We start from the raw sequence: 25,031 nt of genomic DNA on the forward strand, positions 1-25,031 counted from the left end.
CAGCGCCTCGGCGGCGGTCTCCTCGCGTCAGGAGACCGCCGCCGAGGCGACTGACCAGACTGTTCGGGTCGGGGCCGAAGGCTCAGCTGCGGAAGTCGAATCGTCCCCGTTGCATCGCATCCTGAACCTCGCCCACCAGCTCTTCGAGCACATCCTCGAGGAAGAGGAGGCCGAGCACATGCGCCTGCGAGTCGATGACACGGGCGACATGGATTCCCGCCTTCTGCATCTGCGCCAGAGCCTCTTCGATTTCGTCATCGGCGGTGACCGTGAACAGGGGACGGAAGCGCTTGCTCTGCACTGGGGCATCGAAGGCGTCTTCGGTGTCCGCGTAGAGGACGTCCTTGATGTGGAGGTAGTCCTGCGGATAGCCGTCGTCTCCGACGACGAAGTAGCGAGAGAAGCCCGTCTTCCCGACCAATGTCACAAGCTCGTTCGGAGTCACCTTGTCCGAGATCGTGATGAGCTCGGACATCGGGACCATGATGTCCGAGGCGGTCTTGTCGCTGAACTCGATGGCGCCCTTGAGCAGCCCGGTGTCGTCGCTGAGCAGCCCTTCGCGCTTCGACTCGGCCACGATCGATTCGACCTGCTCGATCGTATAGGCCTCGTTGACCTCGTCACGAGCCTCGATCTTGAACAGATGCAGGACCCCGTTGGCCAAACCGTTGAGGGGACGGATGACGAAGCCGAAGACCCGCGCCAGGAATACCAGAGGAGTCGCCAGCAGCATCACGGCTTGGCCGGACGCCGCCAGGGCCAGGTTCTTCGGCACCATCTCACCGATGACCACATGCAGGTAGGTCACGACGCCGAGTGCCAGGACGAAGGAGATCGTCGAGGACAGTCCGGCGGGTATGCCCAGGCCCTCGAGCGGGCCCGCGAGCAAATGGTGGATGGCCGGTTCGGCCACATTTCCCAGAAGCAGGGAACATACGGTGATGCCGAGCTGGCAGATCGCCAGCATCAGTGACACGTGCTCCATCGCATAGAGCGCTGTCTTCGCTGCGGCAGAACCTTCGGCCGCGCGCGGTTCGACCTGTGAACGTTTGGCCGCGACCACGGCGAATTCGGCGGCGACGAAGAAGGAGTTGCTCAGCAGGAGGACGACCAGCCAGACCAGTCCGAACCAATCGGCGCTCATCGGGAATCACCTCCGGTCTCGAACGCTCCAGCGTCGGCGGCGCGCAGCACCACCCGGAGGCGCTCGATGCGTCGTCCGTGCATCCGTTCGACCACGATGCGGGCATCCTCCGTACGGACCTCGTCACCCGGCTCGGGAATCCGTCCGAGCTCCTTGAGCACGAATCCGGCCAGAGTCTCGTAGTCGGAGTCCTCCGGGATGGTCACACCGACACGCGAGGAGATCTCATCGGGGCGCAGCTGACCGGGCACGATCCAGGAGCCGTCGCGAGCCGGTCGTGCCGCGACACGCATCCGATCATGCTCATCGGCGACCTCACCCACGAGCTCTTCGACGACGTCCTCGAGGGTGACGACTCCGGCAGTGCCGCCGAACTCGTCGACGACCACGGCCATCTGCAGGCCGGTGGCCCGCAGCTCCAGAAGAAGCGGGTCGAGCCGTTGGGTCTCCGGAATCTCACGGACCTCGGTCATCAGCCCTCCTGCGTAGGCGTCATCACGGTTGCCCGGAGGCACAGCGAAGGCCTGTTTGACGTGGACGACGCCGACGATGTGGTCTTTGTCCTCGGCCGCCACGGGGAAACGGGAGAACCCGGTGTCTCGGGCCTGTTCGATGATCTGCCGAGCGGTGGTGTCCTTGTCCACCGTGGACATGCGTGTGCGAGGGGTCATCACGTCTTCGGCGGTGCGCTCGGAGAAGCTCAGGGTCCGCTCCAGCAGCCCTGCCGTCTGTTCGTCGAGCACCCCTTCCTCGGCGGAGTGGCGCACGAGTGAGGTCAGTTCCTCCGGGGAACGCCCCACAGACCCCTCTTCCTGCGGCTCGACGCCCATGGACATGAGGATCTTGTTCGCGGTGCCGTTGAGGACTGCGATGACGGGCTTGAATACGATTGAGAACACGTACTGCATCGGTGCGGCGATGCGCCCGGTCGCCAGGGGCACGGCGATGGCGAGGTTCTTCGGCACGAGCTCTCCGAAGATCATCGACCCCACGGTGGAGACGATGAGGGCGATGGTCAGCGCCATCGGCGCCGCAACGCCGGGGCCGACGCCCCAAGCCTCGAACAGCGGCGCAAGCAGCCTGCCCAAGGACGGTTCCATGAGGTAACCGGTGAGTAGAGTGGTGATCGTGATGCCCACCTGTGCCGCAGAGAGCTGAGTGGACAGGTGGGTCATCGAAGCACGCAGCGTCTTCGCACCGAAGACGCCGTCCTCGACCGCCTTATCTGCAGTATGGCGGTCGAGGGTCAGCAGTGAGAATTCGGCCGCGACGAAGACGCCGGTGCCGAGGATGAGCAGGAGTGCGAGGGCGAGGAGTATCCATTCCATCAGTGACTGTCCCCGCCGTTCGCTCTCTGCTGAGCAGAGCAGGTGAAATGTGAGACCCTCGCGGGGTGAGGGTCGTCATCTGGGGCGCCGGCTTCCCGCCGGCCGGGACTGTCACTGTGCATGAGGAGATCTTACCAACTTCCCGACAGCGGTCGGCCCTCTTCGTATCCGGCGGCGCTCTGGACTCCGACCGCGGCCAGACGAGCGAATTCCCCGAGATCACCGGCTCCGGCATAGGTGCAGGAGCTGCGCACGCCCGAAGTGATGCCGTCGAGCAGGTCCTCTACCCCAGGAGATTCTGGGTCGATGTACATGGTCGACGAGGAAATGCCCTCTTCGAACAGGCCCTTCCGCGCCCGCGCAAAGGCAGATTCGGAGCGGGTGCGGTTGGCCACGGCACGCGCCGAAGCCATCCCGAAGCTCTCCTTGTACTTCCGGCCTTCGCCGTCGATGAGGAGATCGCCGGGAGATTCGTGGGTTCCGGCGAACCAGGATCCGACCATCACCTGTGAGGCTCCGGCCGCCAGGGCCAGGGCGACATCACGGGGGTAGCGGACTCCGCCGTCGGCCCATACATGGGCACCGAGCTCGCGAGCCGCCTCGGCGCACTCCAGGACTGCGGAGAACTGCGGACGACCTACGGCGGTCATCATCCGGGTCGTGCACATGGCTCCGGGACCGACGCCGACCTTGACGATGTCGGCGCCGGCGGAGACGAGGTCGCGGACACCTTCGGCGGTGACGACGTTTCCGGCCACGATCGGCACCCCGAGCTCGGCATCGGCGATCGCCGCAAGCGTGTCGAGCATCTTCACCTGGTGGCCGTGGGCGGTGTCGACGACGAGGACGTCGGCACCGGCTTCGACCAGCGCTGTGGCACGTTCGACCGCGGCGCCGTTGACGCCGATGGCAACGGCGATCTTCAGCCGTCCCTGGTCATCGACATTGGGCGTGTAGATGGACGAACGCAGCAGCGACTTCGGAGTCAGGCTGCCGAGCACCGTGTTCTCGTCGTCGACAACGGCGGCGAAGTCCGCTCGCGATTCCGTCATCGATTCGAAGAGGGACTCCAGCTGCGCAGAGTCCTCCCAGTCGACCTCGGAGGCGCGGATGACATGCGGTGAGGAGTCCAACAGCTCCGCCACCGAGGTGAAGCGATCGACTCCGCGCAGATCCGCGGCATTGATGATGCCTTCGAGCCTTCCCCCGGCATCGACGATGACACCGAAGCCGTGCGGACGCTTGGCCAGCACGTGCAGGGCGTTGAGCACTGTGTCCTCGGGGGCGAAGCGCAGAGCGGATTCGAAGATCCGGTCACGGCTCTTGACCCAGGCTATGGTCTCCTGCGCAGCGGACAGCGGGATGTCCTGGGGCAGCACCGCCATCCCCCCGCGACGGGCCATGGTCTCGGCCATCCGACGACCGGACACTGCCGTCATATTCGCGGCCACGAGCGGCGTCGTCGAGCCGGTCGGATCGGTTGTGGTGAGGTCGACTTCGAAGCGCGAAGTCAGCGCCGAGGAGTTCGGCACGAGGAACACATCGGAGTAGGTGAGATCGGTGTTCGGATCATTTGAGATGAAACGCATAACACTATTGTCCCTTAACTGCACATTCGATGGCACATCACGTTAGGCTTGGAGATGTCGTTAAGCAGCAAGTCTTGAATCAGGAAGTAGGCGATCAACGCCGTGTCCGTCAATACTCCGAACCGCACCGTTGAAGACTTCGGGTCGAATGAGTGGCTGGTCGAGGAATTGTATGAGCAGTACAAGTCAGATAAGAATTCGGTCGACCAGTCCTGGTGGCCCTTCTTCGACAAGTACGAGAAGAACGGCGGAGGCGCTCAGTCCGCTGCCGAGCCCGCCGCCAAGCAGGAGGCGAAGCCGGCAGCAAAGAAGTCGGATGCCAAGGCCTCTGCCCCCGCTGCGGCGCCGGCGACCTCGCGTGAGACCTCTCGCGGAGTCACCCCGTCCTCGGCTGAGTCCGAGACGCTGAAGGCCGAGACCAAGTCCGTGCCGAAGGTCACCGAGAAGGAGACCGCACCGAAGCCCGCACCCGAGGAGACGATCACTCCCCTGCGCGGCCCCGCGAAGCTCATCGCCAAGAACATGGATGAGTCGCTCGAAGTCCCGACCGCCACCTCCGTCCGGGCCCTGCCTGCCAAGGCGCTCATCGACAACCGGATCGTCATCAACTCGCACCTCAAGCGCACCCGTGGTGGAAAGGTCTCCTTCACCCACCTCATCGGCTTCGCCGTCATCCGCGCCCTGCAGAACTTCCCCTCGCAGAACGTCTCCTACGACGTCCGCGACGGCAAGCCCGTGATGATCTCCCCCGCCCACATCAACTTCGGCCTCGCCATCGACGTGCCGAAGAAGGACGGGTCCCGCACGCTGCTGGTGCCCAATGTCAAGAAGGCCGAGACGCTGACCTTCCGTCAGTTCGTCGACGCCTACGACGGACTCGTCGACAAGGCACGCCTGGGCAAGCTCACCGCCGACGACTTCGCCGGCACCACGGTCTCGCTGACCAATCCCGGAGGAATCGGCACCGTCCATTCCGTGCCGCGCCTGACCAAGGGCCAGGGCTGCATCATCGGCGTCGGCGCGCTCGACTACCCCGCCGAGTTCCAGGGCGCCAGCCAGCAGACCATCAACTCTCTGGCCGTGTCCAAGGTGCTGACCCTGACCTCGACCTACGATCACCGCGTGATCCAGGGTGCCGGCTCGGGTGAGTTCCTCAAGCTCGTCCACAGCTACCTGCTGGGCGAAAACGGCTTCTACGACGATGTCTTCGAATCCCTGCGCCTGCCCTACGAGCCGGTCCGCTGGGTTCCCGACGTCTCGGCCGAAGACCAGGACGACGTCAACAAGACCGCACGCGTCATCGAACTCATCGATGCCTACCGCACACGCGGTCACCTCATGGCCAATATCGATCCCCTGGTCTACCGTCAGCGGTCCCACCCGGATCTCGACATCAATCAGCACGGTCTGACCCTGTGGGATCTAGAACGCGAGTTCCCCACCGGCGGATTCGGTGCGAAGCCGATGATGCCCTTCCGCAACATCCTCGGACTGCTGCGCGAGAGCTACTGCCGGACCACCGGCTTCGAATACATGCATATCGCCGACCCGGTCCAGCGTCGCTGGTTCCAGTCGAAGATCGAGGTTCCGCATCAGGAACTCACCCGTTCGGAACAGGGACACATCCTCGGCCGCCTCAATGCCGCTGAGGCCTTCGAAACCTTTCTGCAGACGAAGTACATCGGACAGAAGCGCTTCAGTCTCGAAGGCGGAGAGTCCGCGATCGTCCTGCTCGACGAGATCCTCAACCAGTCCGCGGACACCGGCCTCGACGAGGTCGCCATCGGCATGGCCCACCGCGGTCGCCTCAATGTGCTCACGAACATCGCCGGCAAGTCCTATGCGCAGATCTTCCGCGAGTTCGACGGAACCATGTCCCCGGACAGCGTCCAGGGATCGGGCGATGTGAAGTACCACCTGGGCACCCAGGGTTCGTTCACCTCACCGGCGGGCAACACAACCGGCGTCTACGTCGCGGCCAACCCCAGCCACCTCGAAACCGTCGATCCTGTCCTCGAGGGCATCGTGCGCGCCAAGCAGGATCTCATCGACCAGGGCGAGTCCGGTTTCACCGTGCTGCCGGTCCTCGTCCACGGCGATGCCGCATTCGCCGGTCAGGGTGTGGTCACCGAGACGCTCAACCTCTCCGAACTGCGCGGCTACCGCACCGGCGGAACGGTCCACGTCATCATCAACAACCAGGTCGGATTCACCACTCCCCCCGCCTCGGCGCGTTCCTCGTTCTACTGCACGGACGTCGCCAAGTCGATCAACGCCCCGATCTTCCACGTCAACGGCGATGACCCCGAGGCCGTCGTCCGGGCCGCTCGCCTGGCTTTCGAATACCGCCAGGAGTTCAACCGGGACGTCGTCATCGACCTCGTGTGCTACCGCCGTCGCGGCCACAACGAGGGCGACGATCCGTCGATGACTCAGCCGATGATGTACTCGCTCATCGAGAAGAAGGGTTCGGTGCGCAAGCTCTACACCGAATCGCTCGTGGGCAGGAAGTGCATCACCGACGAAGAGGCTGCCGAGGCGCTCAAGGACTACCAGTCGAAGCTGGAATCGGCCTTCGCCGAGACCAAGGAGGCCGAGACCGGCTCCTACGACGGAGAAGCGTTCAACGCTCCCTACGAGCCCAGCGACATCGAGACCTTCAACGATGCCGAGACGGCTATCAGCCCCGAGACGCTCCAGCGCATCGGTGAGGCCTTCACCGAGATCCCCGAGGGCTTCACCGTTCACAAGAAGCTGCGAGCACTGCTCGAGAAGCGCAAGGAGATGTCGCTGTCGGGCGGAATCGACTGGGGCTTCGCCGAGCTTCTGGCCTTCGGCTCGCTGCTCATGGACGGTGTGCCGGTGCGCCTGGCAGGACAGGACTCACGTCGCGGAACGTTCGTCCAGCGCCACTCCGTGCTCATCGACTCGGTCAACGGCAACGAGTGGACGCCGCTGCAGAATCTCACCGAGGAGCAGGCTCGCTTCTGGGTCTACGATTCCCTGCTCAGCGAATACGCCGCCGTCGGCTTCGAATACGGCTATTCTGTCGAACGCAAGGACGCCCTTGTGGCGTGGGAGGCCCAGTTCGGTGACTTCGCACAGGGTGCGCAGTCCGTCATCGACGAGTTCATCTCCTCATCCGAGCAGAAATGGCAGCAGAACTCCGGTGTCGTCATGCTCCTGCCCCATGGCTATGAGGGACAGGGACCTGACCACTCCTCGGGTCGCATCGAGCGCTACCTGCAGCTGTGTGCGGAGAACAATATGACGGTCGCCTATCCGTCCTCGGGCGCCTCGTACTTCCACCTGCTGCGTCGCCACGCCTCGACGACGAACAAGCGACCGCTCATCGTCTTCACCCCGAAGTCGATGCTGCGCCTCAAGGCCGCAGCGAACTCGCCGGAGGACTTCATCTCGGGCAGGTTCCAGACGGTCATCGACGATACGGACGTCGATGCCTCGCAGGTCGAGCGCGTCGTCCTCGTCTCCGGCAAGCTCTACTGGGAGCTCAAGGCCAAGCGAGAGAAGGACAACGATCAGAAGCTGGCGCTCGTCCGCCTCGAGCAGCTCTACCCGCTCGACGAGACGGCCATCACCGCCGTGCTCGACCGCTTCCCGGCAAGTGCCGAGATCGTCTGGGCGCAGGAAGAGCCGGAGAACCAGGGAGCATGGCCGTTCATGGCACTGCACCTGCCCGAACTCCTCGGCGGCCGTGAGGTCAAGGTCATCTCCCGTGCCGCTTCTGCAGCCACCTCGACCGGGCTCAAGCACTTCCACGAAGCGCAGCAGAAGGACCTCGTCGACCGGATCTTCAGCCGGTGAGCAGCGACATCACCACAACCATCGCCGTGGTCGGAGGCCCTTTGGTCGCCGGTCACGGCGATGGCCGTGGCCTCGGATGGGTCGGTCGGGTGACGGCGAGGACCCTGCCGAGTCTGCCGGAGCTCAAGGTGTATCCGCTGGCCGTGCCGACTGAGGATTCCGCCGGACTTCATGCGCGCACCATCGCCGAGGCGTCTCTGCGGTTCGCTCCGGACGGCGACAACCGTCTGGTGCTGGCCCTGGGGTCCGGGGATCTCGATTCGGGTCGCTCCGTGGCCAGGGCACGTCTCGATGTGGCCAACATCCTCGACGAAGCTCTGGCCCGGAAGGTCTCGACGTTCGTGCTGGGCCCTCCGCCGGAGCACGATGGGGATCGCAATCGGCGCATCGCCGAGCTCAATACGAGCTTCTCCGATGTGGCCAAGAGGCGCGGCATCACCTATGTCGACACCTTCACTCCGCTCCTCGGTCATCCGGTCTGGCAGCGCGAGGTCGCTTCGTCACGGGACCATCTGCCGGCGCAGGAGGGCTACGGTCTGCTGGCCTGGCTGGTTCTCCACCGCGGCTGGTTCAACTGGCTGGGAGTCCAGGACGTCATCGGCGACAGCTGAGGAATCTTAAGCGCTGTCCGGCAGGGCAGCACCCGCGGTGCCTGCCGCGTCAACACAATGAACCGAACTGGCACGGTTTGTGACCTTGTCCGACTTTGCTCTGTTCGAACGATCATGAGAGAATTAACCGTCTATCAAAGGAGGGCACAATGAGCAAGCGTGGCCGTAAGCGTCGCGATCGCCGTCGTAAGAAAGCAAACCACGGCAAGCGTCCGAACTCATGATTAGCTGATTCGTTCAGTGAATGACGAAGGCGGGAAGAGAATCGATTCTCTTCCCGCCTTCGCTGCGTCCGGGACTCTCGCGCTGTGCGCAGGACTCCGGTCAGGAATTCTGTTCGAGTGCGATCCGCTGGCGGATCTTCTCACGCAATCCCATCGGGGCGCGGTCGTGACTGCACGAACGGCGGACGAGCTCCTTGAGCAGCGCTTCGATCTCATACTCGTCATGACACGACGGGCACTCTTCGAGGTGAATCGAGATCTCGCGGATCTCCGTCGTCGTCAGTTCTCCGTCGAGATAGTGGTAGATGCGCATCAGTGACTCGGTCCTGACGCTTTCGCAGCATTCTTCGTCGCTCATTTCGCACCTCCCCCAGGACTCACGAAACCGCGTTCGGCGGCGTAGTCGGCCAGCATCTCCCGCAGCTGTCGGCGGCCGCGGTGAAGGCGTGACATCACCGTCCCGATCGGCGTCTCCATGATCTCAGCGATCTCCTTGTACGGCAGGCCTTCGACATCGGCGTAGTAGACGACCATCCGGAAGTCCTCGGGCAGTGCAGAGAGCGCCTCCTTGACATCGGAGTCGGGGAGATGGTCGAGGGCCTCGAGCTCGGCCGAACGACCGCCTGAGGAGGAATGGCTGTTCGCCTGCGCGATCTGCCAGTCCTCGATGTCCTCGCCGCCGTGCTCCTTCGGCAGGCGCTGCTTCTTGCGGTAGTTGTTGATGAAGGTGTTCGTCAGGATCCGGTACAGCCAGGCCTTGAGGTTGGTTCCCGGCTTGTACTGGTGGAAAGCCGCATAGGCCTTCGCATAGGCTTCCTGGACGAGATCCTCGGCGTCTGCCGGATTGCGAGTCATACGCAGAGCAGCTGCGTAGAGCTGGTTGACATATTCCAGAGCATCCCGCTCGAAACGCGCCGACCTCTCGGCGTCGGTTTCGGGGGCTTCTTTGACTGATTCGGTCATCGCAGTCAATGGTACGCCCGTTCTCTCCAGGACGGCAGTGGCGCTCATAGACTTCTCCTTCTGCCTGTCGACTTCGCGACGGGTGCACCCGTCGAATGGCTTCACCCCGTACAACATCGGACTGACGTCCCACTATTCCCACCTCAGCAGTTATGCTTGCCAGTGAGATGACCGCCACGTAGGAAGGACCACTGTGTCTCCCATTCGACTCATCGCACGGCCCATGCTCGCCGCCGGCTACATCCTCAACGGCGTCGAACGGCTGCGCAAGCCGGAGGCTGCGGCCGCATCGGTCGGCCCGCTCCTCAACCAGGCGCGCAAACAGGTCGACGTCCCCGTCGACGCAGTGACTCTCGCCCGGGCCACCGGTGTCGCACAGGTCGCTGCCGGTTCGATGCTGGCCATCGGGCGCTTCCCCCGCCTCAGCGCATCGATCCTCGTCGGCACCTACCTGCTCGACACCGTCGGTGAGCGTCTGTCCGCAGACAAGACGACGTCGAAGGAAGAGAAGAAGGTCCGCAACGAACGCACCCTCCTGCGCACATCGATGCTCGGTGGTGCCCTGCTCGCCGCCGTCGACACCGCGGGACGTCCCGGCCTGTGGTGGCGGACCCAGCATGCTGCCGAAGACCTGTGGTCGAGCGTCGAAGACACCTCGAAGCAGGCGCTGAGCGCACTCGGAGTTGACTGACATCTCCACGCACACTCCACCGGCGACCGGCGACTGGCAGCCGCCGGTCGCCGGTTCCACCGTCTCTGCCACCGTCTCAGTTCCCGGTTCCAAGTCACTGACGAACCGCTATCTCATCCTCGCGGCTCTGGCCAGTTCCGGCTCCGATCTCAGGGGATGGCTGCGCAGCCGCGATACCCTGCTCATGGTCGAAGCCCTGCGCCGCCTCGGCGCCGTCATCGACGAAGACGGCGATGAGCTGCACATCGAACCGATCCCCTTCACCGGTGGGAACGCCCCCTCAGACACAGCCGCGCAGGATCCGGAGCCGATCGCCATCGACTGCGGTCTGGCCGGAACCGTCATGCGCTTCATCCCCCCGCTGGCCGCGCTGACGGGACGTGAGGTCGTCCTCGACGGCGACGAGCAGGCCAGGGTGCGGCCGATGGCGGTGACGATCAAGTCCCTGCGGGAGATCGGTGCGTCGATCACATCGACCGAAAACACCTTGCCGATGACGATCCACGCCGACTCGCAGCTGCGCGGCGGCCACCTCGGCATCGATGCCAGCGCCTCGAGCCAATTCATCTCCGGGCTCCTGCTCGCGGCTCCCGTCATGCCTTTGGGACTCGAACTGACCAACACCGCGGATACGGTGCCCAGCCGGACCCACGTGGACATGACGATCGAGGTCCTCCGAGACGCAGGCGTCGACATCAGCGAGCCCGAACCCGAACGCTGGATCGTCGAACCCGGACTTCCACGCGGTCTCGACGTCCAGGTCGAACCCGACCTGTCCAATGCCGCCGCCTTCGCTGCGGCGGCCGCAGCCACCGGCGGTTCCGTCACCATCGCCGACTGGCCCGCGCATACGACTCAGGCCGGCGACGGCTTCCGCGAGATCGCCGAAGCGTTCGGAGCGACGGTGCACCTCGACCGGGACGGTCTGCATGTGCAGGGCCCGGACAGGCTCACGTCGGTCGATCTCGATCTGTCGGCCGTCGGCGAACTCACCCCCGTGGTCTCAGCGCTCGCGGCTCTGGCCGAAGGGACGTCGCACCTGCGCGGCATCGGGCATCTGCGCGGACACGAAACCGATCGTCTGACGGCTCTGACCCGTGAATACGAAGCCATCGGCGTCGACGTCGTCGAGCATCCCGATGCGCTGACGATCACCGGCACAGCACAACTGCGCCCGGCGCTGTGGCACACCTACCACGACCACCGCATGGTCATGGCCGGTGCCATCCTCGCCCTGCGCAACGACGGAATGGTCATCGAGAACGCCGGCACCGTCGCCAAGACACTGCCTGCCTTCACTCAGCTGTGGGAAGCCATGCTCACTCCCGGAGCCTGATATGGCGAAGATCTTCCGCGACGAGGACTACCGTCCCCGACCGAACCGCCGCGGTTCACGCCCTCGGACGAAGAACCGCCCCGACCACAAGGACGCCGTGTCCGGCCTGGTCACCGCGGTCGATCGGGGCCGGTACCGCGTCATCCTCGCTGACGACGGTGGGAACTTCCCGTCGACTCCCCCGACCCGGAAGAAGGGGAAACGCTCGCGCGGGGCCACCTCGGTGACGGCGGTGCGCGCTTCGCACCTGCGCAAACAGGCGATCGTCCCCGGAGACGTCGTCCGCCTCGTCGGCGACACTTCGGGGACCGAGGGAACCCTGGCTCGGCTGGTGGAGATCACCGAGCGGCAGACCCTGTTGCGCCGCAGCGCCGATGACACCGACCCGACCGAGCGCGTCCTCGTGGCCAACGTCGACGTCATGGGCATCGTCACGGCCACAATGGACCCCGAGCCCTCGTTCGGTCTCATCGACCGGGCTCTCGTGGCGGCATTCGATGCGGGGATCACTCCCCTCCTCATCGTGACGAAGACCGATCTGCACCCGGCCACGGAACTCAAAGAACGCTTCTCCGCCTCTGGGGTCGAGATCGTCGAGTCGTCCGTCGCCCCCGATGCCGAGCCGCGCGATGCGGCCGCCAACGAAACGGGCGCGTACAATTCCGCTCAGGACGGGACCGAACCCCACGCAGAGGTGGCCGAACGCCTCCGCGGACGCATCAGCGTCCTCGTGGGCCATTCCGGGGTGGGCAAATCCACACTGACCAATGTGCTCGTTCCCGCCGCCGACCGTGCCACGGGCCATGTCAATGACGTGACCGGCCGTGGCAGGCACACCTCGTCCTCGGCCGTGTGCCTGCCGTTGGAACGCGGCGGCTGGCTCATCGACACCCCTGGTGTGCGCAGCTTCGGCCTGGCCCATGTGGACAGGGAGACCCTGATCTCCGCTTTCCCGGAACTCGTCGAAGCCACGGCCGAATGCCCCCGTGGATGCACTCACCTCGCCGACTCACCCGGTTGCCTACTAGATGAGTGGGTGGCCGAAGGCCAGGCCGGGCCAGGAGGCGTCTCACGGCTGGAGTCCCTGCGCCGGCTGCTGCCCTCGACTGGATAGGCTGGAGGTATGAACGACCTCGACCTGGCGATCGAACTCGCCGATCTCGCCGATGCCATCAGCCACCCGCACTTCCGGGCGCAGGACTTCGCCGTCGAAACCAAACCCGACCTCACCCCGGTCACCGAATGCGACCGTGCGGTGGAGAAGGCGATCATGGATCGCCTCACCGAGGCGCGGCCCGATGACAGCGTGCTCGGTGAGGAATTCGGAGCACGTGGGGACTCATCACGACGGTGGATCATCGATCCCATCGACGGGACGAAGAACTTCGTGCGCGGAGTGCCTGTGTGGGCGACGCTGATCTCGCTTTACGTCGGCGACCAGCCGCTGGTGGGAGTCGTCTCCGCTCCTGCACTTGGGCGACGATGGTGGGCGGAATCCGGTCAGGGTGCCTATTCGAGCGAACTCGGGTCCCCGGCTCAGCGCATCACCGTGTCGTCGGTCGACGCTCTCGCCGATGCGTCCCTATCGTATTCGTCGCTGTCAGGGTGGAAGGACCTAGGAATCTTCGATGAGTTCCTCGACCTCTGCGCTTCGCTGTGGCGCACACGCGGATACGGCGATTTCTACTCCTATATGCTGCTGGCCGAGGGCGCGGTCGACCTCGCCTGCGAACCGGAGCTCGCGCTCTACGATATGGGTGCGCTCGTGCCCATCGTCCTCGAAGCCGGAGGAACCTTCACGAACACCGCGGGGACCCCGGGTCCTTTCGGCGGCAATGCCTTGGCCAGCAATTCGCGTCTGCACGAAGCTGCCCTCGACCGGCTCGGTCGTGTTGCTCCGGCGGAGGTGTCGTGATGCCGAACATCATGAGGGCTCCGCTGTGGCATTCGATGGCCGAATCGGCTGGACTGACCAAACCTGACGGGTCGATCGGTGAGACCATCTACGGGCAGATGACCAAGTTCGCCGCAGAGGTCGGAGCCGTCAACCTCGGGCAGGGAGCACCCGGCACGGAACCTCCGGAAGAGCTCATCACTACCACCACCGAGGCGATGCGGGACGGTTTCAATCAGTATGCCCCCGGCCAGGGATTCCCCCGGCTGCTCGAGGCAGTGGCCGCTCAGCGCCGTCGTGACTTCGATCAGCACGTCGCCCCGAACGAGGTGCTCTACACGGCGGGCGCCACGGAAGGACTGACCGCGGCGATCCTGGCCCTGCTGCCGCGCGGCGGCTCGCTCGTCGCCTTCGAACCGTTCTACGATTCCTATCCGGCGGCGATCGCCGCCGCCGGCGGAACACTGCATACGGTGCCGATCCTGCCGGACGGACACGGCGGCTTCGGCCCGGATTGGGAGGAGTTCGATCGGGTGATCGCCGCGGTCGAACCCGCGATCATCCTTGTCAACACTCCCCACAATCCCACTGGATTCATCTTCTCGGCCGACGATCTCGCACAAATCGGTCGAGCAGCCGAATCAGTCGACGCCTGGGTACTCTCCGATGAGGTCTACGAACAGCTCACCCTCACCGATCAGGGGCACGTCCCGCCCGCAGTGGCGATCGAAGATTCTGCTCGGGTCGTCACAGTCTCCTCGGCGGGCAAATCCTGGAACGTCACGGGTTGGAAGATCGGCTGGGTCATCGCCTCTTCCGAAGTTCGGCAGGCTATCCAGACCGTCAAGCAATTCCTGTCGTTCACGGCCGGCGGTCCGATGCAGATCGGGATGGCCGATATGCTCAGCGGCGATTCTCAGTTCGTCGCAGAGAATCGCGCTTCGCTGCGGTCCCGTGCGGAGGTGCTCGTCCCCGCCTGTCGCACTGTGCCGGACGCCGAAGTATCGACTCCCCTGGCTGGATATTTCACTGTCGTGGACTACTCTGCGCTGACCGACCTCGATGCCTTCGAGCTCAATGATCTGCTGGCGAGGGAATATTCGTTGGTCGGCATTCCCGTACCGGCCCTGTGCAGGCTGGGAAGCCCGGCATACGAGACCTACCGGGCATCGATTCGGTATTCCTTCTGCAAGTCCGAGGCCGACGTCGACAAGGGTGCGCAGCTGTTCACGGCCCTCGGGCGGCATCTGCGAGAGAATCCGGCGGCTCTGCGGCGAATGCCCTGAACAGCTCTCGGGCCACTGGGCGATTGCGCTGAGACCGCGACAGTCTGGAACGCGCAGGAAGCGCTCTGCCGAGAGAGCTGTGCTGAGAGACGGGAGAAGGGGCGAACCGCGCATGCAGTTCACCCCTTCTCCCTCGGGCAGCCACGCCGCCTACCGAGTCAGGCGTGCTGACGGCACACCGACCGGTCAGCGACGGCGCTGCTCAGGAAGGATCAGGCCTTGACGAGCTCGAGTTCGAGCTCGATCTTGATCTTGTCGGAGACGAGGAGCTCTCCTCCGCCCAGGACGGCTTCGAAGGTCATTCCGAAGTCCTTGCGGTTGACCGTAGCGGTGGCCGAGAGACCGGCGACCTGGTTGCCATTCGGGTCGGTGGCCACACCGGCGAATTCGGTCGCAAAGGCGACTTCCTTGGTCACGCCGCGCATCGTCAGCTCACCGACGGTCTCGAACTCATCAGCGGAATCAGCCTTGATCGCGGTCGACTTGAAGCTCAGCTTCGGGTGATCGTCGGCCAGGAAGAAGTCACCGCTCTTGAGGTGACCGTCGCGCTGTTCGTTGCGGGTGTTGATTGAATCCGCGGAAGCCTCGGCGGACACGACGCTGTCTTCGAGAATCTCACCAACGTTGACGTTGCCGGCGATATCCTCGAAGTGGCCGCGGACCTTCGAGACGCCCGCGTGGCGAGCAGTGAAGGTGAACTCGGAGTGGATCGGGTCGATGTTCCAGATTCCGGCAGTGAGTCCCTGAGGCAGAGCAGTCATGATTTCTCCTTTTGGTTGAAATTTGAAGTACGAGAATGACTATAGTTCAACTTTCAATCAGACGCAACCCCTGCGAGTGAACAGCAAGTGACCATGTGGCGGAGGTCACCTGTATTCGGTTTGGCCACGAGGTGACCCCTCATGTAGAGTTAATAACACGCCGCGGGGTGGAGCAGTTCGGTAGCTCGCCGGGCTCATAACCCGGAGGTCGAGGGTTCAAATCCCTCCCCCGCCACAAGGAAAAGACCCCTGATCAGCAGAAATGCTTGATCAGGGGTCTTAGTTCATTCCCAACCCGGAGCCTAGTTGCGCTCAAAAGTACGCACACCAGAGCTCAATCTGAATATCGCTGCTGGAGCGCAGACTTTCTGGGACATCTTAATCGGTCCCTTCCACGTCGATATCCCCGGGAACCACTCAGTCTGACCATGCCCTCGAATTCGATCCCTGAACCCGGACGAGCCCCGTTACCTTTTAAGTAGCCCCACCATCCGTCAGGATAGAAAGGGGTCGCTGGCCTGAGGACCCCGGCATGATTGATACCCCCAGTCACCATGATCCGCAGGCGTGTAGTCACCAGGGTTCGAAGGCACCAGGGAAATCGCTGATAGGGGCCAGAACCACTGGCAGAACCCATGCCTTAAAGCCCGACCGTAACGTGGATGCCGAACCCAGGAGCCACCACAGCACCACCGGCCAGCCCAACCACAACCAAATATTCGGTCACATGAGTCGAAGAAGATGAGTGACATGATCACCAACCACGCCGATATCGACGTATTCATCGGCATCGATGTCGGCAAACACAACCACCACGCCGTCGCACTCGACCGCGACGGCAAACAACTGTTGTCGCAGGCTCTGCCGCACAACGAAACGAAACTCCGGGGTCTGCTTGACCGGCTGGCCAAGCACGGAACACTCCTGGTCGTCGTCGACCAGCCCGCCACCATCGGCGCTCTGCCGGTCGCGGTCGCTCAAGCCGAGTCCGTTACGGTCGCCTATCTGCCCGGGTTGGCGATGCGCCGCATCGCCGACCTGCACCCAGGTGAGGCAAAAACGGATGCCCGTGATGCCGCCATCATCGCTGAAGCCGCCCGCACGCTGCCCCACACTCTGCGGGGTATCCGGATGGCGGATGAGAACGTGGCCGAGTTGTCGATGCTGTGCGGCTACGACGATGACCTGGCGAAACAGGCCACGGCGACATCGAACCGGAGTCGAATCGGATCCGCGGTTTGCTCACTCAGATCCACCCCGGATTGGAGACCGTCATCGGTCCGCACCTGGACCATCCGGCGATGCTGGCGCTATTGGCGAAGTACCCGACGCCCAAAGCCTTGCGTCATGCCGGGAAGCACCGAGTCGAGGCGCTGCTGCGCAAGCAGGCACCCAGGGCGTGGAAACGGTGGGCCGCAGCGATCTTCACCGCCTTGGACGGGCAGACCGTGGTGGTATCAGGTACCGACGCCGCCGGACTCGTCCTACCGCAGTTGGCGACCTCGTTGGCGCAGACACGATCGTCGCGCGATGAGGTACTGGTGCGCATCGAGGAGCTGGTGGGGGCGCATCCGCTTTTCGGACTCCTGACGTCGATGCCGGCAGTCGGCGTCAGGACGACCGCGAGGATCCTCACCGAAGTGGTGGGTAAGGACTTCGCATCCGTCGGACACCTGGCATCGTATGCCGGACTGGCACCGGTGACCTGGCGATCGGGAACCTCGATTCGCGGTGATCACTCATCGCGGCGGGGCAACAAGGTCCTCAAGCGAGCCCTGTTCCTGTCCGCGTTCGCAGCCTTGAAGGACCCGCTGTCGAGGGCGTACTACGACAAGAAACGTGCCGAGCATAAGAAGCACAACCAAGCACTGATCGCGTTGGCCCGTCGTCGTTGCAACGTCCTATACGCGATGCTTCGCGACGGTGCCTACTTCCACGCACCCGAAGCGGCCACAGCTGCCTGAATCGACCTGTCGCGAGGTGCCTGACCAGTCTGGGAGACAGTCCCCGGACCGATCATTCCTGCCCTTGAACCCCAACCGAATAATCTTGAAGAATCTCGCCGCTGCCCCTTGACTCAAAACATAGGGGCCCCGAATTGCGAGTCACATCAAGCACTGCAAATGCCTACCCCGCATGAACCGGGCTGCTGAGTAGATCTGCTCGCGACACTCAATTGATCAGTGCCCTCGCGGCTGTCGACAAACTTCGTTGGCGCGCTGCCCTCGATGAGAATGCAGGTCAGTTCGGCAACCTCGCAATGCTCAACGAGTCTTGACCGTAACGTGGCGAGCACACCGCGATGCGTCGACAGCACCTGCCCATCAGCGACGACACTGGGGCACGGGAAGCAGTCCAGCGGCCCAGGACCTTTCGTCGCGCACAAGACCAATCGCGAGGCCCAACACCGATTTCGACAGGCGCTACCGAGCACCACTCAGACCGATGAGAATTCTCGCCCGCATTGCCTCGCCTCGTTCAGGGATCTTTTGGGCGCCGCCTCGGAAGCCTCGGCGGAACGATCGCGCCGTCTTGGCTATTCCGCGAACCTCGCACAATGGGCAGCTCGGACGCAGGACGTCTGTCCAGTATTTGCGAACGATGTTGAGCAGTGGTAAATTTCACATCTATCAGAACAGTGCCCAACGGAGGGAACATCATGGCGGCTGAGTCGAAAGTGACACTCGAAGAGCACACTCAGAGGGTGGGAACCGCGATTCGCCGAATCAGGACTGCTCGCGGCCTGTCTTTACGCGAAGCTGCTGCAAAGACCGGCCTCTCTTCGAGCTTTCTCTCGCTCGTCGAGCGGGGTCTGAACTCCCCCTCATTGACCACACTTTTCACACTGGCAGAAGCGCTCGAAGTCACCGCCGGAGAACTCATAGGTGAAACCTCCACAAAGCCGAAGCCCCGATTTGCTGTGGCCCGCTCAGACAGATCCGATGGCCTTTCCGTCTCTCTGGGGGACCGAACATACCGGGTTCTGACCGGCAGCTTGCCTGGGCAGTCCCTCGAGGCGTTACGGACTACTATCCACCCCACGCCCCACCCGTCCTCGCCTTCATCTCACAACGGCGAAGAGTTCTGTTATGTGCTCGACGGAGAACTGACTTTCCACTTCACCTCAGCCAGCGACGCAGAGGCCTCCGAAACGGTCGTTGTCGGCACGGGCGATTCGATTCACTTTCAATCAAGTTCGACTCATTCGATCCACAACATGACCAGTCAATCAGTTGAAGCTCTCTGGATTGTCGACCACCCGCTGATGGCTCCATTGGGCACTTAACTTCGCCACGGTCAGCTCCCACTACTTCTGCACGCTGTGCCCGAATGGTCGCAGTTTTACACGCAGCATTCTCTGACGCCTACGTCGATCTTGAGACTGTCGACAGGCTATCGCGCCGATGCTTCGCCTACGGCGGCTTCAACGGCTTGTCCATAGGAGTACAGCTTTGCTTAACAACACCTCGGCGATGACCAATACTCAGCGCACTTTCTTCGGCCACCCTCGGGGCCTTTCCACACTTTTCTTCGTCGAACTCTGGGAACGGTTCTCCTACTACGGGATGACCGCAATCCTGCTCTATTACCTCTACACATCCGTTTCCGACGGCGGCCTCGGCCTCAGCCAAGCCTCCGCCACAGCGATCGTATCGATCTATTCCGCACTGGTGTACATGTCAGGAATTCTCGGCGGATGGATCGCCGATCGCCTGCTCGGTATGAGACGAGCAATCTTCGTCGGCGGCGTGTTCATCATGTGCGGCCACATCGCGCTGGCAATTCCCGGCGGTATATCGGCCCTCCTCATTTCCATGGCGCTCATCGTCCTGGGAACCGGACTGCTCAAACCCAATGTGTCCAGCAGTGTCGGGCAGCTCTATGCCAGGGACGATCTTCGACGAGACTCTGGGTTCTCCCTCTTCTACATGGGAATCAACCTCGGGGCCTTCATTGCACCGTATTTCGTCGGCACACTCGGTCAGAAGGTGAACTTCCACCTCGGCTTCTCATTAGCAGCAATCGGAATGGCGATCGGACTCGCGGTTTACCTGCTGGCGGGCCGGCATCTCTCCGCGGAAGGCCTCCGCCCGGCCAACCCCATTCCCCGCGGCCTCATGTCAGCGTTCGGCTCACGAATCTCAATCTTCATCGCAGGCCTCGGCGTCCTCGTCCTGATTCTCGGCCCGACCGGCCTGCTCACCGTGAGTACGTTGGTCAACACGGTCACCATTTGCTCGGTTGTCCTTCCCATCGTCTACCTGATCTTGATGCTGCGCAGCCGAAATACATCACGGATCGAACGCAGCCGTCTACTCGCCTACGTTCCCCTGTTCGTCGGAGCGGTGTGCTATTGGGTAGTCAATGAGCAATCGAGTTCGGTGCTCGCCGCGTTCGCTGACCAGCGCACGAACTCAGTCGTTTTCGGCTTCCACGTTCCATCCTCGTGGTTCGCCTCCCTCAACCCGATCGCGACCATCATCCTGGCTCCTATGTTCGCCTACCTCTGGTTCAGACTCGGCGCTCGTCAGCCTTCTACCCCGACGAAGTTCGTCTTCGGACTCGTCCTCGGAGGACTGTCGTTCGTCATCATGGCGGGTCCTGCGCTCCTTCACGGCACCGACACCCCGGCTAGCCCGATCTGGCTCGTCGCCAGCTATTTCCTTGTCATTTGCGGGTCTATGTGCCTCTCCCCTGTCGGCCTGTCAGCGACGACCAAACTCGCTCCCGCCGCTTTCCAAGCGCAGATGATGTCCCTATGGTTCCTCGCACCGGCCGCAGCTTCAGGAATCAACGCCCAACTCGTCCAGCTTTATTCGCCGGAGATGGAAGCCAGGTACTTCCTCGGCGTAGGCCTCGCGGTCATCGCCGCTGGCGGGTTGATGATACTTGTCGGAAATTGGTCACGCCGCCGGATGGTCGGAATCAAATAGCCGCCAATTCCCGTGCTGAATTTCAACCACAACTCATTCCGAATCAACGAACCCGGAGCCCGAGCCGAAAGGAATACAACCAACAATGAACACAATGAAGATCGCCGTCATCGGCGGAGGAATCGCTGGTGTCACCACCGCCTACGGACTCGCGCGCCGTGGCGCGACGGTCACTCTGATCGACGATGCCGCATCGGGTCAGGCGACAGCTGCCAGCGCCGGGATCATCGCCCCCTGGGTATCTTCCTCGAGCGGCGCCTTCTACGAAGCCTACTCAGCCGGAGGCAACTACTACCCGGAGTTCCTCGCAGGACTCCATGACCTGGGGATTCCCGAACTGGGGTATAGGCGATCCGGCGCCCTGATGGTCTCCCGAGACGATGCAGAACTCAACGCGGCCGAAGACCGCATAGCCCAGCGCGTCACCGAGTCCGGATCCGTCGCAGGAACGCTGGAGCGCGTAGACAGCACACAGGTCAACGAACTGTTTCCAGCCCTGTCCCCCGAACTCACGGGCTTGTACGTCTCCGGCGGCGGACGGGTCGACGGTCGCGTTCTCCGGAATGCAACTCTGAGCGCCGCGGTCATTCTCGGGCCGAGCACCGCGAAGACGCAGTGATCGCAATCAACCCTCTCGGCGACACCGGATGGCAAGTGCAGACATTGCGCGGACCGATCGACGTTGACTCTGTCGTCGTGGCAGCAGGGGCAAGAACTCCAGAACTGCTGCTTCCCCTCGACGTGAGCTGCGCCGTGAGCCCGCAGCGCGGACAGATCACCCATCTGAACCTTCGTGGAGTGAACACCTCACATTGGCCGACAGTCCACCCCTTCACACCCAACTACATGACCCCATTCGATAATGGCAGGATCGCCGTCGGCGCGACCCGCGAGACCGGGAGCGGCTACGATCCCCGTATCACCGCCGCGGGACAAATGCAGATCCTCCAAGACGCGCTGAACCTGGCTCCCGGACTCGCCGATGCCACAATCATCGAGACCAGGGTCGGCATCCGGCCTATGGGCGAGGACAACCTGCCGATCGCCGGAGAAGTGCCGGACAGATCAGGCCTATGGACGATGACGGGCTACGGAGCGGGCGGACTGACGCTCGGGCCCTTGCTGGGCGATGCCGTCGCCCGCAGCATCCTCGGAGACCCCGCACCGGAACTGACAGCATTTCCCACAGCCATGCCGAAGTGAATGCGACTTCTGGTCAAGCCGCTAAATGGCGCAAGTGAGGAAAGGCGCGCCGGTCCTTCCACACAACCAGTCTGACCGTCCCTTCTGGGGATAGAGGCGAAAGAACCACTCTTTTCAGCGTTATCTCCAGCAGCGGCGGAGTGGCGGAATCTAGTCGTCATTGCAACACTTGAAATTCAGGAGTTGCTATAGGAGATCCCAAAAGTTCCTGCCGTGACCCACGATCCGAAGACGACATCTTTGACACAGTCGTACGACTTGTCGAGCAAAGGGCGAGCCTGAAAGTTGCTGCCGTCGAAAAGGCCGTTTCAAGAGGAGCAGCGGCTCGGTTGATTCGCAAAACCCGAAGAGATCAGCGCCGAAAAGCCCCGGGCCGTCCGCCGCACCTGGCCAAGGTGTATCCGACTCCGTCGTAACGGTTTGGCCGCCCTCAAAGTGACTAAGCGCATCGGAGGCACAAATTCACATGACTGCTTCCTGGGCCGAGGAGTTCCAGGAAGCAGTGGGCGCATATATGTGCTCCCATAGTCGGTACCGTCTAAAACCGAGCTAAACGCCTTAGCCAACTGCTCTTTAAGACCAGTAACCATCCTCGATTCCTCGGCCTGCCTAACAGCGATTCAATCCGCAACCAGCGCAAAGCCGAGTTTTCGATTCGTCAGACCGCGATACATCTCGGTCGTCATGCGTAGACGATTAGTCGAGAGATCGACAGGAACAGAGATGCCCACCGCTCGCGGCCCTCCGGCAATCGAACCTCTAGTCGATCGTCCGTCGGGACGAAAGCACCCCGAGCACGGTCGATCCGCCATGATTGATTGGAGACTGATCCGCACCAGCAGTACTCACAGTCGCCAATATTCACTAGCACCACCAGCAACAACAGGAAGGACCACACCATGGAACTCGGACTCTCAGGAAAGACCGCGCTCGTCTGCGCGTCGACCTCCGGCCTCGGCCGCGCCACTGCCGCCGCACTGGCCGCCGAGGGCGTCACCGTCGTCATCACCGGGCGGACAGCGGAGCGCGCAGAGGCGGTCGCCGCCGAGATGCTCGGCGCAGTCGGCATCGGCATCGACCTCGTCGCCTCCGGTGGGGCGGATGCCCTGCTCACCGCCGTAGAGGAGGCCGTCGGCCTGCCCGACATCCTCGTCCTCAACGGCCCCGGTCCGACGCCCGGTCCCGCCCGCGACACTGACAACGACGGCGTCGACGCGGCGATCACGAGCCTCGTGACCCCGCACGTCACCCTCATCCGCGGCATCCTGCCCACGATGATCGAGCGCGGCTGGGGTCGCATCCTCTCCCTCAGCTCGACGAGCGTCGAAGCGCCCATCGACAACCTCTCGCTGTCGAACCTCGGCCGCGCGGCGCTGGCCGGCTACCTCAAGACGCTCGCCACCGAGGTCGCGTCCCAGGGCATCACCGTCAACTCGCTCCTGCCGGGACGCATCGCCACTCCGCGCGCCCAGGCGATCGACGAGGCGGGAGCCGCAGCCAGCGGTCGCACCGTCGGGGAGGTGCACACCGCCACCGCCGCCACGATCCCGGTCGGTCGCTACGGCGAACCCGACGAGTTCGGCGGAGTCGCCGCGTTCCTCTGCAGCGCCCAGGCCGCCTACGTCACGGGCACCGCGATCCGCTGCGACGGCGGACTCGTCCCGACGCTCTGATCACGGCGGTCCGATCGGCTCGGTCCGATCGACCTCACCGCCGAGCCGGCCGTACGATGCTGGGAGGATGCCCGCGCCCGCGGGCACGAACGATCCACGAGGACACCCCGACCCGAGGAGGCAGAGTTGCCCGCCTACATCGTCGCCACCATGACCATCCATGACGCCGAGACCTACCGGAAGTACACGGATCGCACGCCCGAGACGCTCGCGCGCTTCGGCGGCCGGTTCCTTACCCGCGGCAGCGAGGTGACCACGCTCGAGGGCGGACCGGAGTTCGACGAGCGGATGGTCCTCCTCGAGTTTCCGAGCAAGGAGGCGGCTCTGGCCTGGCACGACGATCCGGACTACCAGGCGGCCGCCGAGTTCCGCCGCCTCTCCTCGTCCTCCCGCCTGCTCCTCCAGGACGGTCCGGACACCTCGGCCGGAGGCGCACCGGACCCCCAGGTCTGAGCCCCTCAGTCCCAGCGGCGACCCGGAGTCCGGAACTCCCTCGGATGATCGCATCCCCTCTCCTGGCGGATGAGGGGGCCGAATGCGTCGTGCCATGATCGGAGCATGAAGTAGAAACTCGCTCTCACCGCCGCCGTGGGGGTCCCGACGACCGCGACTCTGCTCGTCATCACCTCGGCACTGGGGATCATCGTCGGGATCGCACGGCTGCTCCAGCAGCGCCGCAGCCTTGACGACTCCCGGCCCCAGAACTCCGCCCCGACGACGCCCGCCTCGACGACGATGGAGTCCGTCCTGCTCGTCACGGCCGCTTAGCAGGTCCTCGGCCTCGGCAAGATCCGAACGCTCGCCGTCGCGGGCGTCCGGTAGCACCTGATCGCCCGATGGACGGTCGCCTTTCCCCTGGTCGTCGCTATCCTCGTAGCCGTCGTGCCGCTCCGCGGACTGCTCAGCGAGCTGGACAGCACGCTCTCATCGGCCTTCGCCGCGCAGGCCGGTCTGCTCCTGCCGTGCATCCTCTTCCCCATCACCGGCATCCTCTGAGCCATGACCGCTTTCACCGGGATACACGACACCGAGATCGCCCGCCGCGGTTCGGCCTGGGCCACCCTCCACCGGGTGGCGCTGACGATCGCCGCCGCCTGTGGGCCTCTGCCCTAAGCATTCTCCCGCCTCACGTGGCTGACCCCGTGGCCGCTGTTCGGGACGGAGCCCGCGGCCGACCCGGCGCTCCGCTTCTCGAGGTTCGCGATCGGCGGGGCCGCATGGATCGGCGTCCTGCTCACGCTCCGACTGCTGTGCCGCTGGGGTCGGGTCTTCCCCCGCTGGGTGCTCATTGTCGGAGGCAGGGACGATCCGATCGCCGCGGCGGCCGTGCCCGATGGCGCCGTGGCCGCGATGCTCTGCTTCGCGGCGGTACCGCTCCTCCTCGACTCGGCGCAGCTCGGGACGGCGCGCTTCGTCGAGACCGTGATCACCTTCCCCTGCTGGTTCTGGGGTCCGGCGCTCGCGCTGGCCGTCTGGGGCTACGTCGGCCACCGCCGCGGACTCGCCGAGGCGGGCGCATCGGTCGGCGGTGCCGACGATCCCGTCCCCGCCTGAGCCACGCACCGACGG

The 25,031-nt window shown here is 63.7% G+C and carries 22 protein-coding genes, 1 tRNA gene and 1 pseudogene; 18 read left to right on the top strand and 6 right to left on the bottom strand.

Annotated elements, in window-relative coordinates; translation table 11 throughout:
- Positions 1-82 precede the first annotated feature (82 nt).
- From BLU88_RS12510 to guaB1, 3 genes are all read right to left on the bottom strand, one after another.
- Entirely contained in the window at positions 83-1,144 is a 1,062-nt protein-coding gene (locus BLU88_RS12510) for a hemolysin family protein (RefSeq protein ID WP_092014388.1), read from the bottom strand.
- Complete coding sequence (locus tag BLU88_RS12515; RefSeq protein WP_092014391.1) at positions 1,141-2,472, bottom strand: hemolysin family protein; 1,332 nt, start codon at positions 2,470-2,472, stop codon at positions 1,141-1,143. Before BLU88_RS12515 ends, BLU88_RS12510 begins: the two co-directional genes overlap by 4 nt.
- 131 nt (positions 2,473-2,603) lie before the next feature.
- Positions 2,604-4,061, bottom strand: coding sequence for a GMP reductase (gene guaB1, locus BLU88_RS12520; protein ID WP_092014394.1), 1,458 nt, complete (start codon positions 4,059-4,061; stop codon positions 2,604-2,606).
- A 102-nt stretch (positions 4,062-4,163) separates the two neighbouring features.
- On the opposite strand from guaB1, the gene BLU88_RS12525 reads away from it, so the two are divergent.
- The 3 genes from BLU88_RS12525 to BLU88_RS19155 all read left to right on the top strand — a co-directional run bounded on the left by BLU88_RS12525 (position 4,164) and on the right by BLU88_RS19155 (position 8,721).
- A complete protein-coding gene (locus BLU88_RS12525) occupies positions 4,164-7,886 on the top strand; it encodes a multifunctional oxoglutarate decarboxylase/oxoglutarate dehydrogenase thiamine pyrophosphate-binding subunit/dihydrolipoyllysine-residue succinyltransferase subunit (RefSeq protein ID WP_092014397.1) in 3,723 nt (1,240 codons plus the stop codon).
- Entirely contained in the window at positions 7,883-8,497 is a 615-nt protein-coding gene (locus BLU88_RS12530) for a GDSL-type esterase/lipase family protein (protein ID WP_092014400.1), read from the top strand. Before BLU88_RS12525 ends, BLU88_RS12530 begins: the two co-directional genes overlap by 4 nt.
- A 149-nt stretch (positions 8,498-8,646) precedes the next feature.
- Positions 8,647-8,721: a 50S ribosomal protein bL37 gene (locus tag BLU88_RS19155; RefSeq protein WP_157689234.1), complete on the top strand. Its 75-nt coding sequence runs from the start codon at positions 8,647-8,649 to the stop codon at positions 8,719-8,721.
- A gap of 100 nt (positions 8,722-8,821) precedes the next feature.
- On the opposite strand, the gene rsrA is transcribed toward BLU88_RS19155, so the two are convergent.
- Positions 8,822-9,079 (bottom strand): mycothiol system anti-sigma-R factor, encoded by a 258-nt coding sequence (rsrA, locus tag BLU88_RS12535; protein ID WP_092014403.1) that lies wholly within the window; start codon positions 9,077-9,079, stop codon positions 8,822-8,824.
- Positions 9,076-9,732, bottom strand: coding sequence for a sigma-70 family RNA polymerase sigma factor (locus BLU88_RS12540; protein ID WP_407922833.1), 657 nt, complete (start codon positions 9,730-9,732; stop codon positions 9,076-9,078). Before BLU88_RS12540 ends, rsrA begins: the two co-directional genes overlap by 4 nt.
- 145 nt (positions 9,733-9,877) lie before the next feature.
- Here BLU88_RS12540 and BLU88_RS12545 point away from each other — a divergent pair, with 145 nt between their 5' ends.
- Genes BLU88_RS12545 through BLU88_RS12565 form a run of 5 tightly spaced genes read left to right on the top strand, consistent with a single transcriptional unit; the run spans position 9,878 to position 14,891 of the window.
- On the top strand, positions 9,878-10,375 hold the full coding sequence (locus BLU88_RS12545) for a DoxX family protein (protein WP_092014409.1): 498 nt from the start codon (positions 9,878-9,880) through the stop codon (positions 10,373-10,375).
- Positions 10,368-11,711 carry a 3-phosphoshikimate 1-carboxyvinyltransferase gene (gene aroA, locus BLU88_RS12550; protein ID WP_331712434.1) on the top strand — a complete coding sequence of 448 codons (1,344 nt, stop codon included), beginning with the start codon at positions 10,368-10,370 and terminating at the stop codon, positions 11,709-11,711. Before BLU88_RS12545 ends, aroA begins: the two co-directional genes overlap by 8 nt.
- Position 11,712: 1 nt before the next feature.
- A complete protein-coding gene (gene rsgA, locus BLU88_RS12555; protein WP_092014412.1) occupies positions 11,713-12,825 on the top strand; it encodes a ribosome small subunit-dependent GTPase A in 1,113 nt (370 codons plus the stop codon).
- 9 nt (positions 12,826-12,834) lie between these two features.
- Entirely contained in the window at positions 12,835-13,626 is a 792-nt protein-coding gene (hisN, locus tag BLU88_RS12560) for a histidinol-phosphatase (protein ID WP_092014415.1), read from the top strand.
- Positions 13,626-14,891: an aminotransferase class I/II-fold pyridoxal phosphate-dependent enzyme gene (locus tag BLU88_RS12565; protein ID WP_092014419.1), complete on the top strand. Its 1,266-nt coding sequence runs from the start codon at positions 13,626-13,628 to the stop codon at positions 14,889-14,891. Before hisN ends, BLU88_RS12565 begins: the two co-directional genes overlap by 1 nt.
- A gap of 212 nt (positions 14,892-15,103) precedes the next feature.
- Here BLU88_RS12565 and BLU88_RS12570 read toward each other — a convergent pair whose 3' ends face one another.
- Complete coding sequence (locus BLU88_RS12570) at positions 15,104-15,652, bottom strand: YceI family protein (protein WP_092014422.1); 549 nt, start codon at positions 15,650-15,652, stop codon at positions 15,104-15,106.
- Between the two features lie 161 nt (positions 15,653-15,813).
- On the opposite strand from BLU88_RS12570, the gene BLU88_RS12575 reads away from it, so the two are divergent.
- From BLU88_RS12575 to BLU88_RS12620, 10 genes and pseudogenes are all read left to right on the top strand, one after another.
- Positions 15,814-15,887 (top strand) — tRNA-Met (locus BLU88_RS12575).
- A gap of 515 nt (positions 15,888-16,402) precedes the next feature.
- Positions 16,403-17,616: pseudogene (locus BLU88_RS12580) on the top strand (IS110 family RNA-guided transposase).
- Positions 17,617-18,311: 695 nt separating this feature from the next.
- Complete coding sequence (locus BLU88_RS12585; protein WP_092014425.1) at positions 18,312-18,938, top strand: helix-turn-helix domain-containing protein; 627 nt, start codon at positions 18,312-18,314, stop codon at positions 18,936-18,938.
- A 166-nt stretch (positions 18,939-19,104) separates the two neighbouring features.
- A complete protein-coding gene (locus BLU88_RS12590; protein WP_231939397.1) occupies positions 19,105-20,586 on the top strand; it encodes a peptide MFS transporter in 1,482 nt (493 codons plus the stop codon).
- An 85-nt stretch (positions 20,587-20,671) separates the two neighbouring features.
- On the top strand, positions 20,672-21,205 hold the full coding sequence (locus BLU88_RS18955) for an NAD(P)/FAD-dependent oxidoreductase (RefSeq protein WP_092014432.1): 534 nt from the start codon (positions 20,672-20,674) through the stop codon (positions 21,203-21,205).
- 35 nt (positions 21,206-21,240) lie between these two features.
- The gene (locus BLU88_RS18960; protein ID WP_269457690.1) at positions 21,241-21,789 is read left to right on the top strand and encodes an NAD(P)/FAD-dependent oxidoreductase; all 549 of its coding nucleotides are present in this window, start codon (positions 21,241-21,243) and stop codon (positions 21,787-21,789) included.
- 899 nt (positions 21,790-22,688) lie between these two features.
- Entirely contained in the window at positions 22,689-23,462 is a 774-nt protein-coding gene (locus tag BLU88_RS12605) for an SDR family oxidoreductase (protein ID WP_092014438.1), read from the top strand.
- A 126-nt stretch (positions 23,463-23,588) separates the two neighbouring features.
- Positions 23,589-23,915, top strand: a complete 327-nt coding sequence (locus BLU88_RS12610) for a DUF1330 domain-containing protein (protein ID WP_092014442.1) — start codon at positions 23,589-23,591, stop codon at positions 23,913-23,915.
- A 135-nt stretch (positions 23,916-24,050) separates the two neighbouring features.
- Positions 24,051-24,230, top strand: coding sequence for a hypothetical protein (locus BLU88_RS12615; protein ID WP_092014446.1), 180 nt, complete (start codon positions 24,051-24,053; stop codon positions 24,228-24,230).
- Between the two features lie 513 nt (positions 24,231-24,743).
- Entirely contained in the window at positions 24,744-25,016 is a 273-nt protein-coding gene (locus BLU88_RS12620) for a hypothetical protein (protein WP_092014449.1), read from the top strand.
- Positions 25,017-25,031 lie beyond the last annotated feature (15 nt).

The sequence above is a fragment of the Brevibacterium siliguriense genome (assembly GCF_900105315.1).
Taxonomy (GTDB): Bacteria; Actinomycetota; Actinomycetes; order Actinomycetales; family Brevibacteriaceae; genus Brevibacterium; species Brevibacterium siliguriense.